At 61.4% G+C, this 13,615-nt stretch carries 11 protein-coding genes; 4 read left to right on the top strand and 7 right to left on the bottom strand.

Annotated elements, in window-relative coordinates:
• Window positions 1-890 (bottom strand): quinone oxidoreductase family protein (locus CWO89_RS30625; protein WP_130582280.1); only part of this gene is annotated, 890 nt, incomplete at its 3' end.
• 268 nt (window positions 891-1,158) lie between these two features.
• Window positions 1,159-1,752 carry a TetR/AcrR family transcriptional regulator gene (locus CWO89_RS30620; RefSeq protein WP_130582283.1) on the bottom strand — a complete coding sequence of 198 codons (594 nt, stop codon included), beginning with the start codon at window positions 1,750-1,752 and terminating at the stop codon, window positions 1,159-1,161.
• A gap of 160 nt (window positions 1,753-1,912) precedes the next feature.
• On the opposite strand from CWO89_RS30620, the gene CWO89_RS30615 reads away from it, so the two are divergent.
• The gene (locus CWO89_RS30615; RefSeq protein ID WP_130582279.1) at window positions 1,913-2,362 is read left to right on the top strand and encodes a RidA family protein; all 450 of its coding nucleotides are present in this window, start codon (window positions 1,913-1,915) and stop codon (window positions 2,360-2,362) included.
• A 52-nt stretch (window positions 2,363-2,414) separates the two neighbouring features.
• Window positions 2,415-3,422: a saccharopine dehydrogenase family protein gene (locus CWO89_RS30610; RefSeq protein ID WP_130582278.1), complete on the top strand. Its 1,008-nt coding sequence runs from the start codon at window positions 2,415-2,417 to the stop codon at window positions 3,420-3,422.
• 229 nt (window positions 3,423-3,651) lie between these two features.
• On the opposite strand, the gene CWO89_RS30605 is transcribed toward CWO89_RS30610, so the two are convergent.
• From CWO89_RS30605 to CWO89_RS30595, 3 genes are all read right to left on the bottom strand, one after another.
• Complete coding sequence (locus CWO89_RS30605; RefSeq protein ID WP_207234607.1) at window positions 3,652-4,002, bottom strand: putative quinol monooxygenase; 351 nt, start codon at window positions 4,000-4,002, stop codon at window positions 3,652-3,654.
• Between the two features lie 6 nt (window positions 4,003-4,008).
• The gene (locus CWO89_RS30600; RefSeq protein ID WP_130582277.1) at window positions 4,009-4,653 is read right to left on the bottom strand and encodes a hydrolase; all 645 of its coding nucleotides are present in this window, start codon (window positions 4,651-4,653) and stop codon (window positions 4,009-4,011) included.
• Between the two features lie 133 nt (window positions 4,654-4,786).
• The gene (locus tag CWO89_RS30595; RefSeq protein ID WP_130582276.1) at window positions 4,787-5,656 is read right to left on the bottom strand and encodes a pirin family protein; all 870 of its coding nucleotides are present in this window, start codon (window positions 5,654-5,656) and stop codon (window positions 4,787-4,789) included.
• A 125-nt stretch (window positions 5,657-5,781) separates the two neighbouring features.
• Between CWO89_RS30595 and CWO89_RS30590 the strand changes: the two genes are divergently transcribed.
• On the top strand, window positions 5,782-6,717 hold the full coding sequence (locus CWO89_RS30590) for a LysR substrate-binding domain-containing protein (protein ID WP_130582275.1): 936 nt from the start codon (window positions 5,782-5,784) through the stop codon (window positions 6,715-6,717).
• A gap of 869 nt (window positions 6,718-7,586) precedes the next feature.
• Window positions 7,587-7,829: a MerR family transcriptional regulator gene (locus tag CWO89_RS30585; RefSeq protein ID WP_245476658.1), complete on the top strand. Its 243-nt coding sequence runs from the start codon at window positions 7,587-7,589 to the stop codon at window positions 7,827-7,829.
• Between the two features lie 267 nt (window positions 7,830-8,096).
• Here the strand turns inward: CWO89_RS30585 and CWO89_RS30580 are convergent, their stop codons facing one another.
• Window positions 8,097-8,279, bottom strand: coding sequence for a hypothetical protein (locus CWO89_RS30580; protein ID WP_130582274.1), 183 nt, complete (start codon window positions 8,277-8,279; stop codon window positions 8,097-8,099).
• Window positions 8,280-8,381: 102 nt separating this feature from the next.
• Window positions 8,382-13,615, bottom strand: a 5,234-nt coding sequence (locus CWO89_RS46235; protein WP_165421403.1) for a hypothetical protein, incomplete at its 5' end; no start/stop codon positions are given.

Raw genomic sequence — 13,615 nt, 5'->3', positions numbered from 1 at the left:
GCAAGGGGGAACTTGCTGTCGATCGGCACGGTCAGCCTGCCTTGCGAGAGGTCGGCGAGCATCGTGTCGACAGTTCGGCGCACCGCTGGACGTGAGAACATGGTCCCCATGAACACGCCGAGGATCGATTGATTGCGCTGTAACGCTTGCCAGAGATCCACCGTCAATGGCGTGCCGCCAGCATTGCCCACGGACACCAGGGTCCCTTCATCGCAGAGCACCGCGAGAGAGGTTGCCAAGGTGGAGCCTACCGGATCGATGACGAGGTCGACACCGCGCCCGTGGGTGAGGTCACGGGCCACATCCACGACGGCTTCGATGTTATGGTCGATGACATTCGATGCACCGAGGTCGATAAGTCTCTTGGCACGATCCTCGCCGCTTGCGACGGCAATCACCGTCGCGGCGGCTTGGCGGGCAAGCTGCAGCGCCGCGATCCCAACACCCCCTGCTGCACCTTGGACCAAGACGGTGCTTCCACTTGACAGCCGACCTCGCGCAAACAGGCAATGGTGTGCCGTCCCAAAGCCGATCGGGATTGCGGCGGCTTCGGCAACGTCCACGGCTGAGGGTACCAACCAGGTCTGATGCGCCGGTATCGCGCGGAGTTGCGCGTGGGATCCGCTCAACCCCCAGGATGTAATCCGATCGCCGACCTTGCGATCAGTGACGTCGCCGCCGATCGCCACCACGGTGCCTGCTGCGGCATAGCCGACAACATACGCAGGATGTTCCGGCGGCGAACTGCGACGGTTGATCAGGTCGCCGCCCTCAACCGAAATTGCCTCCACGCGGATCAGGACGTCTCCAGGGCCGATCTCTGGATCAGGCGCGTCGGTATAACGAAACACTTCTGGCGGCCCGTTGTGATCGTACACAGCTGCTTTCATCGCTATTCCTTTTCGTGCGCGAAGGGGATCGCGGTGAGTGTGTGGAAATGAGTCGGACCGTGAAGCGCCATGCTTCCATAGGTGGCACTGCAAATTATGATACGGTAGAGCCAAGCGTGTTCATCTGTGTCGCAGAATAAGGAACGCAACCAACAGGCGTTGATTGCAGCGACTTGTACCCATCTCCAGGGACTTTTGTTCAGCAAGCAGATTCATGCTGGCCAGATCGACAGGATGGTTCGGCTTCTCAGCGCGAAAGTGGCAACACTCAGCGTTGTTGCGCCAGCAGACCCGCTGCCATGAGCCGGAACGCATCAATGGCCTTGGGCAGGGCTGATCTGGGATCGTCGCTTGCGGCCACCCACAAGGCAGCATTCAACGCCGCCCCGCTGAGCAGGCGCGCTGCGGCTTCGATGTCGACGCGCTTCAGGACATGTTCGGAGACGAGTCCGGCGATCGTTTGTTTCGTTACCTGAAGGCAGGCGTTCTGGCTTGGCCATCGCGAGGGATCACCGAGAAAGGCGGGGCCATCGAGCAACACGATCCGTTGCACCTCCGGATCCAGCGCCATCTCGATATAAGCTTCGCTTTCTGCAAGCAGCCCTTCCCAATCATCGCCCGCTGCGACGCCGGCTTCTTTCGCGCGCGCCGCCATCTCGCCATCGATCTGGGCCACGACAGCGGCCAGCAGCCCCTTCTTGTCACTAAAATTGTGGTAAAGAGCACCGCGGGTAAGGCCCGCATCCGCGGTCAGTTCGTCCATGGAAGCGGCAGCGAATCCTCTCGCGGCGAACGCCTTGCGCGCGGCTGATATCAGCCTGGCCCGGTTCTCCTCCCTCATGTCGATCCGCCGCTTCGCCATCGCCATTCGCCTCACTTTCAGATACGGAGTGCATGTGAGTTGACATACGAACCGTATGTACAATATTCACATACGAGCCGTATATCAACATTCGCTTGCCGGCTCATGCTGGAATCCGATCCGGCATTGCGCGAGCGAGGATAGTGAAAGGACCGCTTCGATGCCGCGACGTGATGCCATATTCCCCCAGAACCGCCACGCTCTGTACGAGCAGCATGGATATTCGGCCGCGATCCGCTCCGGCGATCTGCTGTTCGTTTCGGGTCAGGTCGGGAGCCGCGCCGACGGTTCGCCTGAGCCTGATTTCGAGGCGCAAGTCCGGCTGGCATTCGCCAATCTGGGGGCAACGCTTGCGGCAGGAGGGTGCACGTTCGACGACATTGTCGACGTGACGACCTTCCATACGGATCCGGAAAAGCAATTCGGCACAATCATGACCGTGAAGGGCGACGTGTTCGCGCAAGCCCCTTATCCGAACTGGACTGCTATCGGAGTCAACTGGCTCGCCGGCTTCGACTTCGAGATCAAGGTGATCGCGCGCGTGCCGGACAGCCTGATCCATCGCAGTCCGATGAGCCATCGGCCGCCGGGCGGCTGGGCCAAGCCATAACGGGGCCGTCAACAATCGAAAGATATGAACCTTGCCAGCAGAGGGGTTTGTCATGTCACTGGATCCCATTCTTCTGATCGGCGGATCGGGCGTCGTCGGTCGCCATACAGCAAGATATCTGCGATCAGCCGCTCCGGATGTGCCGCTGCTCATCGGGGGCCGAAATCTCGCCAGGGCGCGGAAGGTCGCTGAGGAGGTTGGGCACGCTGCCGGGGTAGCGCTTGATCTCGCGGCGCCGGATCTGGGCATCGGTGATCAGGCGGTAAGCGCCGTCGCGGTGCTTTTGCGGGATGAAGCCCTGTCCGGCTTCCGCTTTGCCCGAAAGCGAGGCCTACCCTACATCGGAATTTCCACGGGTATAGATGAGATTGGGCTCGAGGTCGCCGGCTTCATGCAGGATCCCGCTCGGTCGGCGGTCGTTCTTGGCACAGAATGGCTGGTCGGCGTGACGTCGGTCATCGCCCTTGCCCTGGCGCGGCGGTTCTCGCGGGTCGATGACATCCGCATCGGCCTGCTGCTGGACGATGAGGATACAGGCGGGCCGGCGCAGGTTTCCGACCTCGAAGGGCTGACAAATGCGCCGCCTGCGGCTCTCACATGTCGAAACGGTCGCTATGTCTGGCGCTCCGGCGAGGCTGCCAAGACAAGCTTTCGCGCCGTGGACGGCATTCAAATGGACGCGATCGCGATCTCGCCGAACGATATCCTCACGCTGGCAGCCGCAACGGACGCGCCAAATATCGAAATCAATCTGGCGACGGGCATGAGCTCCAGTCGCAGACGCGGCGAGCCGATGTCTACCGAGATCGTAATCGAACTCCAGGGACAGGACGATGCTGCCCGTCCCTTTTCCACGCGCCATGCCGTGGTTCATCCGCAAGGGCAGTTTCCCCTCACCGGGCTGGGCGTGGCAATGGTTCTCGAAAGGTGCCTGGGACTGGACGAGCAACCGCCAGCCCCTGTGGGCCTCTATTTCCCGAGTCAGTTGTTAGAACCAGCGAACTATCAGGCCCGGCTTGAAGAGATTGGTGGAAGGATTCTGGATCTGGAGGCGCCGTGAACGCGTGACGGGTTTCCGCTCCCGACTATCTGGCGAGGGCGAGAACATCGAAGACCCTGCCATCCCTTGATGCCTATGTACGCATCGGGCTCGAACGGAACGGTCCGCTGCTGTAACTGCGACGTCATGGTGCTGATCAGTCATCTCTATCCAGCTTACGTCCCCGCCGGACAGCGCGGCCGCCCATTGAAAGCTTGCGCTGTTGGTCCCCGTGCCCTTCTCAAATGCATCAGACGACGCGCTTCAACATATGCGCGAACATCCTCTCCTCGACGTTGGTTACGCCATTGGCATGAAAATGCTGGATGTGAGGACCATGTTCGTGATGCCGATTGCGCGCCTCGACAGACGCCCACTCTTCCACGAACACGAAATGCCCAGGCTCGTCCAGATCCTCAAACAGATCGTAACGGACATTGCCCTCTTCGTTGCGCGACGGCTCGACAAGAACGGACAGATCACGTCGCAGTTCGTTCTCTTTGCCCGTCTTGGCCTTGAGACCGACCACGATGAATAATTCGCTCATTCGTTTCTTCTCCTTGCGGGAAATGGCGGCGACAGAAATCGCCGCCGCCATCATGAGGCCTCAGCCCTTGGCCGCTTCCTCGGCCGCCTTTTCGGGGTTGAACCCATCGAAACTGTCGAAGACGCCCATGAAGCCGGGCACAGTCGCCTGACGCGCCCAGTCGCGCTGAAGCTCGCAATACATCTGCACACGGCCGATGAGCTTCCCGCCGGCCTGCTCGATGCGACGCAGTGCCGTCTCGTGCGCGGCGAGCGAGGTGCCGCCAACGGCATCGACCGGCACATAGACCTCATAGCCTTCCTGGATCGCGTCGAGCGCGGGGAAGGTCAGGCACGCCTCGGTCCAGAGCGCGGTCATGATCAGCTTGCGGCGCCCGAGCGCCTTCACCGCCTGCTTGAACTCGGTGTCCTCCCAGCTATTGATCGAGGTGCGGTCATAGGTCGGCAGGTGGCCGATCACGTCCTGCAGTTCCTGGATCGGCGGCTTGTTGCGGCCGGTCGCGACGTTGACCGTCGAGTGGATAATCGGAAGGCTGTAATTCAGCGCCGCCTTGGCCGTGCTCACGATGTTGAAGACGAGTTCCTCGCGGGACATCGAGCGGATCGAGGAAACCTGGATCGGCTGGTAGTCGATGATGATGAGCGCCGAATTCTCGGGTGTGAGAAGATGGTCGGTCTGGGGGTTGCGGATGGTTTCACTGGCCATTTGCGGTCTCTTTCGTCGATTGGAGATTTTGCGCTGGAGGCGGGCCGAAGCCCTCGGTTCAGGTGGAGGGGCGAGCGCTGATCCCTCCACAGGAAGAAGAGGCCGGCCGCGCAAACCGGTCCGGCCTCTTCGATCATGCGGCGGCCGTCATGAAGCGCCCGCTATTGAAATCATCGACGGCCTGGCGGATTTCCGCCTCGCTGTTCATCACGAATGGCCCGTAGCCCACGATCGGCTCGTCGATCGGCTCGCCTGTCAGGATCAGCAGCCTGGCTTCTCCATCGGCATGGATGTTGACCTCGTCGCCCTCGCGATCGAGCAGCACCATTTCGGCTTCGCCCGCCTCGTGGCTGCTCTCGACGGTCACATGACCGGTCAGAACCACGATCATGGCGGTATGGCCCGTCGGCAGGTCAAGCGTCAGATCGGTGTCGGCCTTCAGGCTCAGATCCCATACGTTGATCGGCGTGAAGGTCTTTGCCGGCCCTTTCGTCCCGCGATAGTCGCCGGCGATAATCCGCGCCTTGCCCGCGCCGCCGGGAAGTGAGACGACCGGGATGTCGGCCTTCAGGATGCCCTGATAGCCGCCGGGTGCCATCTTGTCCTTCGCGGGCAGGTTCACCCAGAGCTGCACCATGCGGAACGGTCCACCCGCTTTGGCAAAGCCGGGCGAGTGGTATTCCTCGTGAATGATGCCGCCCGCCGCCGTCATCCACTGGACGTCGCCGGGACCAATCATGCCACCGTTGCCGGCGGAATCGCGATGCTCGACCTCGCCGTCATAGACGATGGTGACGGTCTCAAACCCACGATGCGGATGCTCACCGACGCCGCGCCGCTGCTTGGTCGGTTCGAAATTGTGCGGCCCGGCATAGTCGAGCAGCAGGAACGGGCTGATGTGCGCGCCCAGCGTGTTGTACGAGAAGAGCGAGCGAACCGGGAAACCGTCGCCCACCCAATGCTGGCGGTCGTTGCCGTAACGACCCAGAATCTTCTTGGTCATTGTCGCGTCCTCCAATCCCCATGCCGCGCTCGGCGCGGTGAGATGCTTGATAGCGGTGGACGTACCAGCGCAACGATGAGTCAGTAAGATTGCTTAAAGCGACGCAGCGTCCTACTAAAAGGACGATGCAGGACCTGAACGACCTCTATTATTTTGCTGCCATCGTCGATCATGGCGGCTTCTCACCGGCGGGGCGTGCGCTCGGCATCCAGAAATCGAAGCTGAGCCGCCGCATCCTTCTGCTTGAAGAGCGCTTGGGCGTGCGCCTCCTCAATCGGTCCTCGCGCCGCTTCTCGGTGACAGAGATCGGCCGCGAGTATTACGAGCGCTGCGTCGCGATGCTTGTCGAAGCCGAGGCGGCCGAACAGATTGTCGCCGAGGTGCGGGCGGAGCCGCGCGGCGTGGTGCGCATGAGTTGCCCCACGGCGCTCCTGTCCTTTCAGTTCGGCGAATTGATCTCTCGCTTCATGATGCAGAATCCCGCCATAAAGATCCAATTGGAGAGCACGAACCGCCGCGTCGATGTGATCGCCGAAGGGCTCGATCTGGCTGTCCGCCTGCGGTTTCCGCCGCTGGAGCCGACCGATCTGGTCATGCGGCGACTGGACGAAAGCGTTCAGTGCCTCGTCGCAGCGCCTCGCCTGATCGATCACACCATACAATCGCCCGTCGATCTCCAGGCGCTGCCGAGCCTGGATCTGCAACGGCCGCATCGGGACCATGCCTGGGAACTGCACCACGCGGATGGTCAGGTGGCGAGTGTCCCGCACTCACCCCGCCTTGTCACGGACGACATGTCGGTTCTGCGGAACGCTGCAATCGCAGGGGCGGGCGCCGTGCAGTTGCCGACCATCTTCATCTGGGACGATATCCGTGCCGGTCGGCTCATCCACGTGCTTCCCGATTGGAGACCACGATCGGGCATCGTCCACGCGGTCTTCCCCTCGCGGCGCGGGCTGCTTCCATCGGTTCGAGCGCTGGTCGATTTCCTTGCTCGCGAATGCGCCATACAGCGAACACGGGCTGACAAGTTCGTACCGCCGATGCCAACACAACGATAATCGCTTCAACTGGGCCGGCGTCCTCCATCCCAGGAATGGTTATACCGACGATATTGACGAAGGCGCGGAGGTCAGACCAAGCAAATAGTGACTTTCGATTCTGATGGCTTATCCGTTTCGCGGCTAGTGGTCACCGCCCCACCCGCCTGAGTGAGAGCACTCGGAACGGAATGCCTTGCCCGACCAACGCGGGAGCGCCGCTTGGCCGCGCTCTGAACGAACGGTTACACGGCCTGATCAATCTGGATGCAAGCGCGAGGCTAGGGCCGGAAAACGGTCTCAACAGTATCGACCAAAGCTTGAGTTTACTGCCAGGCCTCCTTTCGACGCAAACGAGTGACATCCGGCACATCGTTGATTCCAAAAAGTGAGAGAAGTCGAAGCACGCGCACGCTTTGGCGTGCTCCGATTGCTCCGTCACAGAGGGGCCTCGCACGCATCATAGTTGCGCTGGCGCTCCTGAATGACTGCTCTTAGAACCAGACCGCGTTTCCCGTCGCCGTAGTAGCTATTTGGTAGCTAGCGGTCGCTGGCTTCGAGCGAAGACTAATTTAGAATAAGTTGCTGATTTTATTGGTACAGTTGGGTGGGCTCGAACCACCGACCTCCTGTTCCACAGGTGCCGGGTCTGAACAGCGCTTCCGATCCGTCCGATTTGTACGCTACGGCGCGCAGGAGTTAGCGGCGACATCGGAGAGCCTCTCTTTGGTGCAGCAGACGATGTAGATGAACGCATCCGGCGCAATTGGGCTACGCAGATGGCGTCGAAACAAGTAGCAGCGAAATCTGCGCCTTCCTCGTAGGCCAACTCAAGCACCAAGGTCGCGCCAGGGAAAAGCTCATCACGCTGTGCGTTGCTTGATCCGATTATGGCGGAGATTATCGAAACTCGTGCAGGAACCATGGTTGAAAATGATAGCAACAAGCGACGCCGGCTCGTCGAGTTCAAGGACGGTTGCCGCTACGGCAAGTTTGGAAAGACCAAAGCTTATGAACTGATCGCCCACGAGAGGATCAGGGCGTACAAGATGGGCGGCAAGACCCTGATCGACCTCGACAGTGTGGATGAATATCACGCTTCGCTGCCGAGGGTCGAAACGAAAGCGAGCTAGGCCGCCGCCGATCTCCGCAGCGAGACGGCGGGCATGCACACTGTCGCGTAGGCTGTCGAGCCGATCCGACCAATTTTACATTAAGCGCACGCACTCGGCCCAATAGGCCGCAAGATTTGTTCTTGCCGCTCTTGCCAAGCTAGCGCGTCACCACCGCGCCGCAGTCGCCTATTTCTCCGTCCGGAACGGCATCGGCCGTGGCAACTGCCGAGTAGTTTGCTGTTTTTTGCGACCTCGTTCCTACTAAGCTCTCGCAATGAGCATCTCCTACGTCTCCCCACAAGTCTCATCGCACTCTTGCTGGGCAAGCTGCTTGGCTTCGTTCTCGTTCGCAGAAGAAACAATCACATTGGGCTTGTTTACACCGTTCGCGCACTTGCACTTATATTCCCAATTAAAGTTGCCTGGTGAGCCTGCCGGCGTCTTCTTCACAAACGTAATGGTGGACATTCTGCTTTCCTTCTTGTGTAGGAACCATGCGTTCCGGTTAACAAGGCAAAATTTCGCGACCCACTAACGGACTGAAGCACCTCCAAATCCTCAATCGGCGGCTTATCGAAGCTGCGAATAGGCCTGGATCGGCGGGCGCAGATTGCTGTCTTCGCTGGGCGAGAACAGGCCGCGATCGAGATCGATCGTCAGCGAGAAGCGGCTCGGCCGATCCACAATGCCCGAGCCCGCGGCAGCGCCCTTCTCGTACGCCTCATCGGCAAAGTGCAGATCAATCTCGTCGAACTCAAGCCCGTAGCGATATCGGTTTGTCCCCTTTGGAAGCTCGAACTCCGATATCCAAATCAATTCCGGATGGAAGAATTGCGGCTTCATGCGCTTGCTCTCCACGGCCCTTCCCCGCTCATTGTAGGCCTGGATGCCGGAGGTAGGCTTGGTATTGTCGAGGACGATCAGGCGCACGTTCTGCAGTGGATAACGGATGATGCTGGCATATTCCGGCGGCAGCTTTCTATCCATGCCGAAGCTTTCCGGCACTTCCGGATTGCGGTTGGTGTAACCGACCCCCTGAACGATCGTCCTGATATGCTTGTCCTCGTGCATGATGACTTCGACGGTCCGCTTCGGCGCCACCTGGAATGGCTTCAAATTCGTGATGGACGACAGGTGCAGGCGCGGATGGATGGTGTGGGGCTGATATCGTGCGACGGCCAGCTGGATCATCGGACCGTGGGCAGGGCCCGGATCTACGCCGATATCCACGTAGAATTCACCGCACTCACCGTCGAATTCCGGCTTGTAGAGCAGCAGCGAGACTTTCTGCGAGCTGTCATTCGGAAGAGGAACATTGCTGAGCGTGGCCACGAATCCCGAGAAGCGTTCTCTGGTGATTGTGCCCGTCAGCGGAGTCGAACGGACGGTGGGATCCGATCCCCACCGCGTGACGAAATCCGCGATCGGGCTGAGATATCCCGGCTTTCCGTCTGCACCCGGATCCTTGCTCAGGGCTGAGGCCGGAATGTCCCGCAGCCTCGGCGCATTCAAGGCTTCGGTCGCGCTCAGCGGGACGGGATCGAGCACCGGCGAGGGCTTGGACGTCGGTGAGTAGGGCCGGTCGCTGACGAGGTCGCCGGGCGCACACACGACGGCGAACAACCCGTTCACTCCGCAGGCCTGGTACCAGTCCTGTCCAAGGTACAGCCGCGGATAGCAATGCTTCTCGACGCAAATCCGCCGGCCGGGTTCGAAATCCGTGAGCCTTTCCGGCGTGATCCACTGGAGGCGCGTCACGGTCGGGAGCGGCGGTGCCGCCGATGCGGGCATCAGGAGTTTGAACAACCTAACGTTATTATCCTCCTCTTTCAGCTCCTTCATCCGTTTCGAATCGGTCGGCGGCCGTGTCTCCACATCGAAGCGGCCGAGCGCGTCCTTTTCCGGCTTGGCATCCGTGTCCGACGCGGGGAAATCGTTGACGAAGCGGGACGTCGCGACGACGCGCAAGCACAGTTCGCGGGCCGCGGTGTCGCTGAACGGAAAATTCAGTCCCCGCAACGATCCGGTTTCGTCGAAGGTGAGGTCGAGACGCCCCTCCGGGTTGGTTCCCCTGTCCCGCGGAATTCTGATCGCGTCATGGAACAGCGGCCGGTCTCGCGTCGGAGGGTTAAATTTGAACCGCGGCCCGTCTTTGGTCGCCGCGGTCGGGTCGGCGGGCTGGATCGCCACCGCTGGATCGAAATCCGGCCAGCTTGCTTCGAGCCGCAGTTCGCCGGTCGAGGCGCGGTCGATCTCGATCTGGCCGACGAAATAGGTCGTGGCGCCTTCCTCTTCGCTCGGCAGGTCGAGCGCCGACAGCAGATCGGTCGGATCAAGCGTCTTGGCGTAATCCTCCCACGAGGCATTTCGCTTCACGCGCACGGGCTGAACGGCGAGAAGCGGAACCTCGCGCCTGACACCGTCGACGAGACGCGGCCGCATGACGCTGGGAATGACCGGCACCGCAAGCGGCTTTTCCACCGCATGGACGACGCTCAGCGTCATCCAGGCGTTGATGCCGTTGTCCGGCGTCTGCAACAGAAGCGCCGCGAACGCCCGCGAGAATGCCTCGTCCACGGCCTTGCGTTCGGCGTACCGCCCGTCCTTTTGCTTCGTGACCGCCTTTTCGGGCGGCAAACCATCCGCCAAGTCGTCGATGTATTGCTCGAGTGCAGAATCGAACGTGAGGCCGCGGACCGCTGTCTGTGCGGCGGCGCGGATCACGGACTTGAAGGAGGATCGAAGATCGCTTCTTCGGCGCAGAAGCTCATAGCCATCGGGGACGCACCAGACCCGCAGGTTGACCTCCTCAGCCGGCGCGATCTCGAGCGCCAGCCGATCGATCTGTCGGGTTATTCCGGCGCCCTTGATGGTTCCCTTCGAGTCACCGAAATTGACGCGGCCGCCGTTGCGTCCCTCGGACCAACGCCGGATCAGAAGCTCGATCGGCTGCGCGGTGACGGGAGATGCGCCGTCCTTCCAGAACGCATGCAGGGGAAGATCGTCGGGAAAGCCGGCGGGAACTGCGCCGGACCGCTCGAAGCGGACCCGCAAATTCCGCGCCAGCGGATCGGGATAGTATGCCGCCCTCGGCTGGTGCGCCGAGGCGCGCGGAAGCAGCACGGCCGGGCGGCTGCGCTCCTGCTTAGGCTTCTCATTGAGCTTCGTCGGCTTCGGCTCCCGCGTCGATTCGCCATCGGTGATGAAGTTGCCGTTTTCCTCATGCAGGGAATAACCGGAAAATGCGCCGGGTGGTTTCGCCTCGAACACCGCGTCGAACATTCCCGCCTGTTCGGCGCGCTCGAAGGTCGTGCGTGGCGGCACGAGATATCGCCGCGCCACGTCCTTGTCGCCCGCGGGCTTGCTGGCGCTGCGCAGCACGATACGCTCGACTTGCTCGGCGGGTCCCCGGTTGACGGGGTCGGATTTCGATTTGGAGGGCGGCGTCTCGTGCTTGCGCCACGCCAGCGCCTCATCCTGCGACACCAGGATGCCCGGCGCCGGAGTATCGTGCGGCGGGCCGAATTTGAACGGGACGACGACGGAGCCCGCCGGTGAACCGCCGAGCACGACGGTTTGCTCGCTGCCATTTTGGACGCCGCGCGCATTGAATGCGCGTGTCACATCGGCCAGAGACGGGCCGCCGCCGTTCGGATAGAGCGGCGCAAGTCCCAGGAGATAGCTGTCGCCGGTGCGCAACGCGGGCTGCTTGTCCTCCGGCTTGTTCGAAAAGCTGTAGGTCGTGTCGAGGGCGAGATCGGTGTTTTCGTCCTGCCCCGGCCATTTTTTCTCTTCGGCTTCCCTAGCTCCTGTCTTCTCGCCTACGGAAGCCGTGGTTTGCAGGTCGGTCGACAGTGCCAAGCTCGCGCCCATCCAGGCGAACATCTGTTGGTCGCTCGACGCGGTGGCTGCGGGAGTTCCGGTGCCGGCGGCGCCGATCAGCTTGTGTGCGACTCGGACAAGTCCATGATCGCGATGCCGGACGTCGCGATATTCCTTTTGCTGCTCGACTGCGCGCAGCGCCTCGATGCTGACGGTTCGCGCGACCAGCGAGCGCCATTCCCGCCCATTCGCAAGCTGTCCGGCATTCTCGACCGGCCGCTCGCCGTGCTTCCAGCGCTGGATGTAGGGCCGGTAGCCGATCGCCAAATCCTCGGCGAAATACGGGTTCTTCTTGTCGCCCTTCGGTTCAGTCTTGCCCGCCACTCTTCCTACCGCGAGGCCGCTGACCATGTGCGCCATAGCGCCGTGGTCGATCAGTTGCAGGCCCCTGGCCTGTTGTTCGGGCAGTTTCGTGGAAACGGTGTCGAGCAGGGTGCCGTCGCGCTGGGCGCCCTCGTTCTGCTCGGCCTGCATGCGGAGTGCGCCGACGTTGTTCGAGAGGTTCAGTGTGAGAAGCTCGAAGCGGTCGTCTGCGTGCAGATCGATCACGCCATTCCTGATTGGCGGCGACAGGCATTCGGGCAGGTCGGTGTTCGTGCGGTGATCTTTTTGACCGCATGGGCGAAAATAGCCACCCTTCTTGCATTGATAGGCGACAAAGTCGGCCTTGACCGGACTCGCGGCCAGTTCGGCGTCGAGGGCTTGCGGCGTATGAGCGGCGGCAGCGGAAAACCAGGCGGCAATCAGGTCGCAATTCTCCAACTGGCCCAGGTTTTCCGGCTTGATGTCGATCTCCACGTCGACGATCAGGCGGAGATACTTGGCCAGTGTCGGTTGGGCCCGGATGCCGAAGAATTTTCGCCGCACCGCTTCATCGAGGCGATCCGCATCCGTCCTGGTCACAAGTCTTTCGACATCCTTGGTGCCGATCGGATTGTTCTGCCAGTGGCGGTGATGGGCTTGAAAATTCTTCGACGCCTGCGAGCGAAGATTCGCCATCTTGCTGGTCATCGCCGCGGGCGCTGCTCCGCCGGTTTGCTGCCGAATGATGTCGCCGATAACCGCCCGCATCATGTCCCGTCCCGCTCCCGGGGGTTGGACAAAGCGACGCTCGCTGGGACCTTGCGGGCTTTGGCGCAGCCGGCCCTCTCCGATAATGCCAAGCAATACGTTTTGCACCTCTCGCCGCTGCTCGCCCAACAGCTCTTCCCTGGCGGACAATCTCGACGGCCCGGACAAACGCTCCAGACCGCCAAAGGCATCGCCGGCGGGAGCGCCGATGTCCGCTTCGAACAGGCTGCGCAGGATTTTGCGGCGGAAGCCGGCGAGCAGCGTTTGCCGGAACGGGCGGTCGACATACATCGACGCCAGCGCATTGATCCAGGTCGAGTCGTTAAGGCCGAGCGTGCCGGCTACTGCTTTCGAGAAACCTTCGGCGAGCTGCTGGGCATCGAGCCTGGTCGGCCCGACCGCGGCCATTCGTGTCTCATAGGCCACGAACAGGCTTGCCAGCTTGAGGTACTGGGTATCGTCGTAGAGCGATTGAAGGGCCTCGGCGACATAGTGGGTCTGTGACCAGTTCGTCTTCTGCAGGTCGACCTGCTGGCGATGGAGTTTGACGGTGAAAAGGCTCTGGTTCGCCTGGAAGGTCTGCGCGACGTCCGTGTTGGGATCAAACGGCACCGCAAATGGCGAGACGACATTGGGCTGCGCGTTCTCTTTGAGAATGTCGTGCAGCGTGGCGAAACCGTCCGATGGCTTGCTGAAGATGGTGCGCCACAAATCTCCGGCAGCGGCAGCACTGGTTACGTCCGAGGCTGCGGCATCGACCGAAGCTTTGACATATTCGGGTGTGCCGTCGCGCTGGATCGCGACAACCAGCTTGGGTACGAGCTTGGTTATCGTTTCCGGCCATTTGTGGA

This window comes from Bradyrhizobium sp. Leo170, assembly GCF_004296405.1.
GTDB lineage: Bacteria > Pseudomonadota > Alphaproteobacteria > Rhizobiales > Xanthobacteraceae > Bradyrhizobium.
This window is presented reverse-complemented; position numbering and strand designations above follow the sequence as displayed.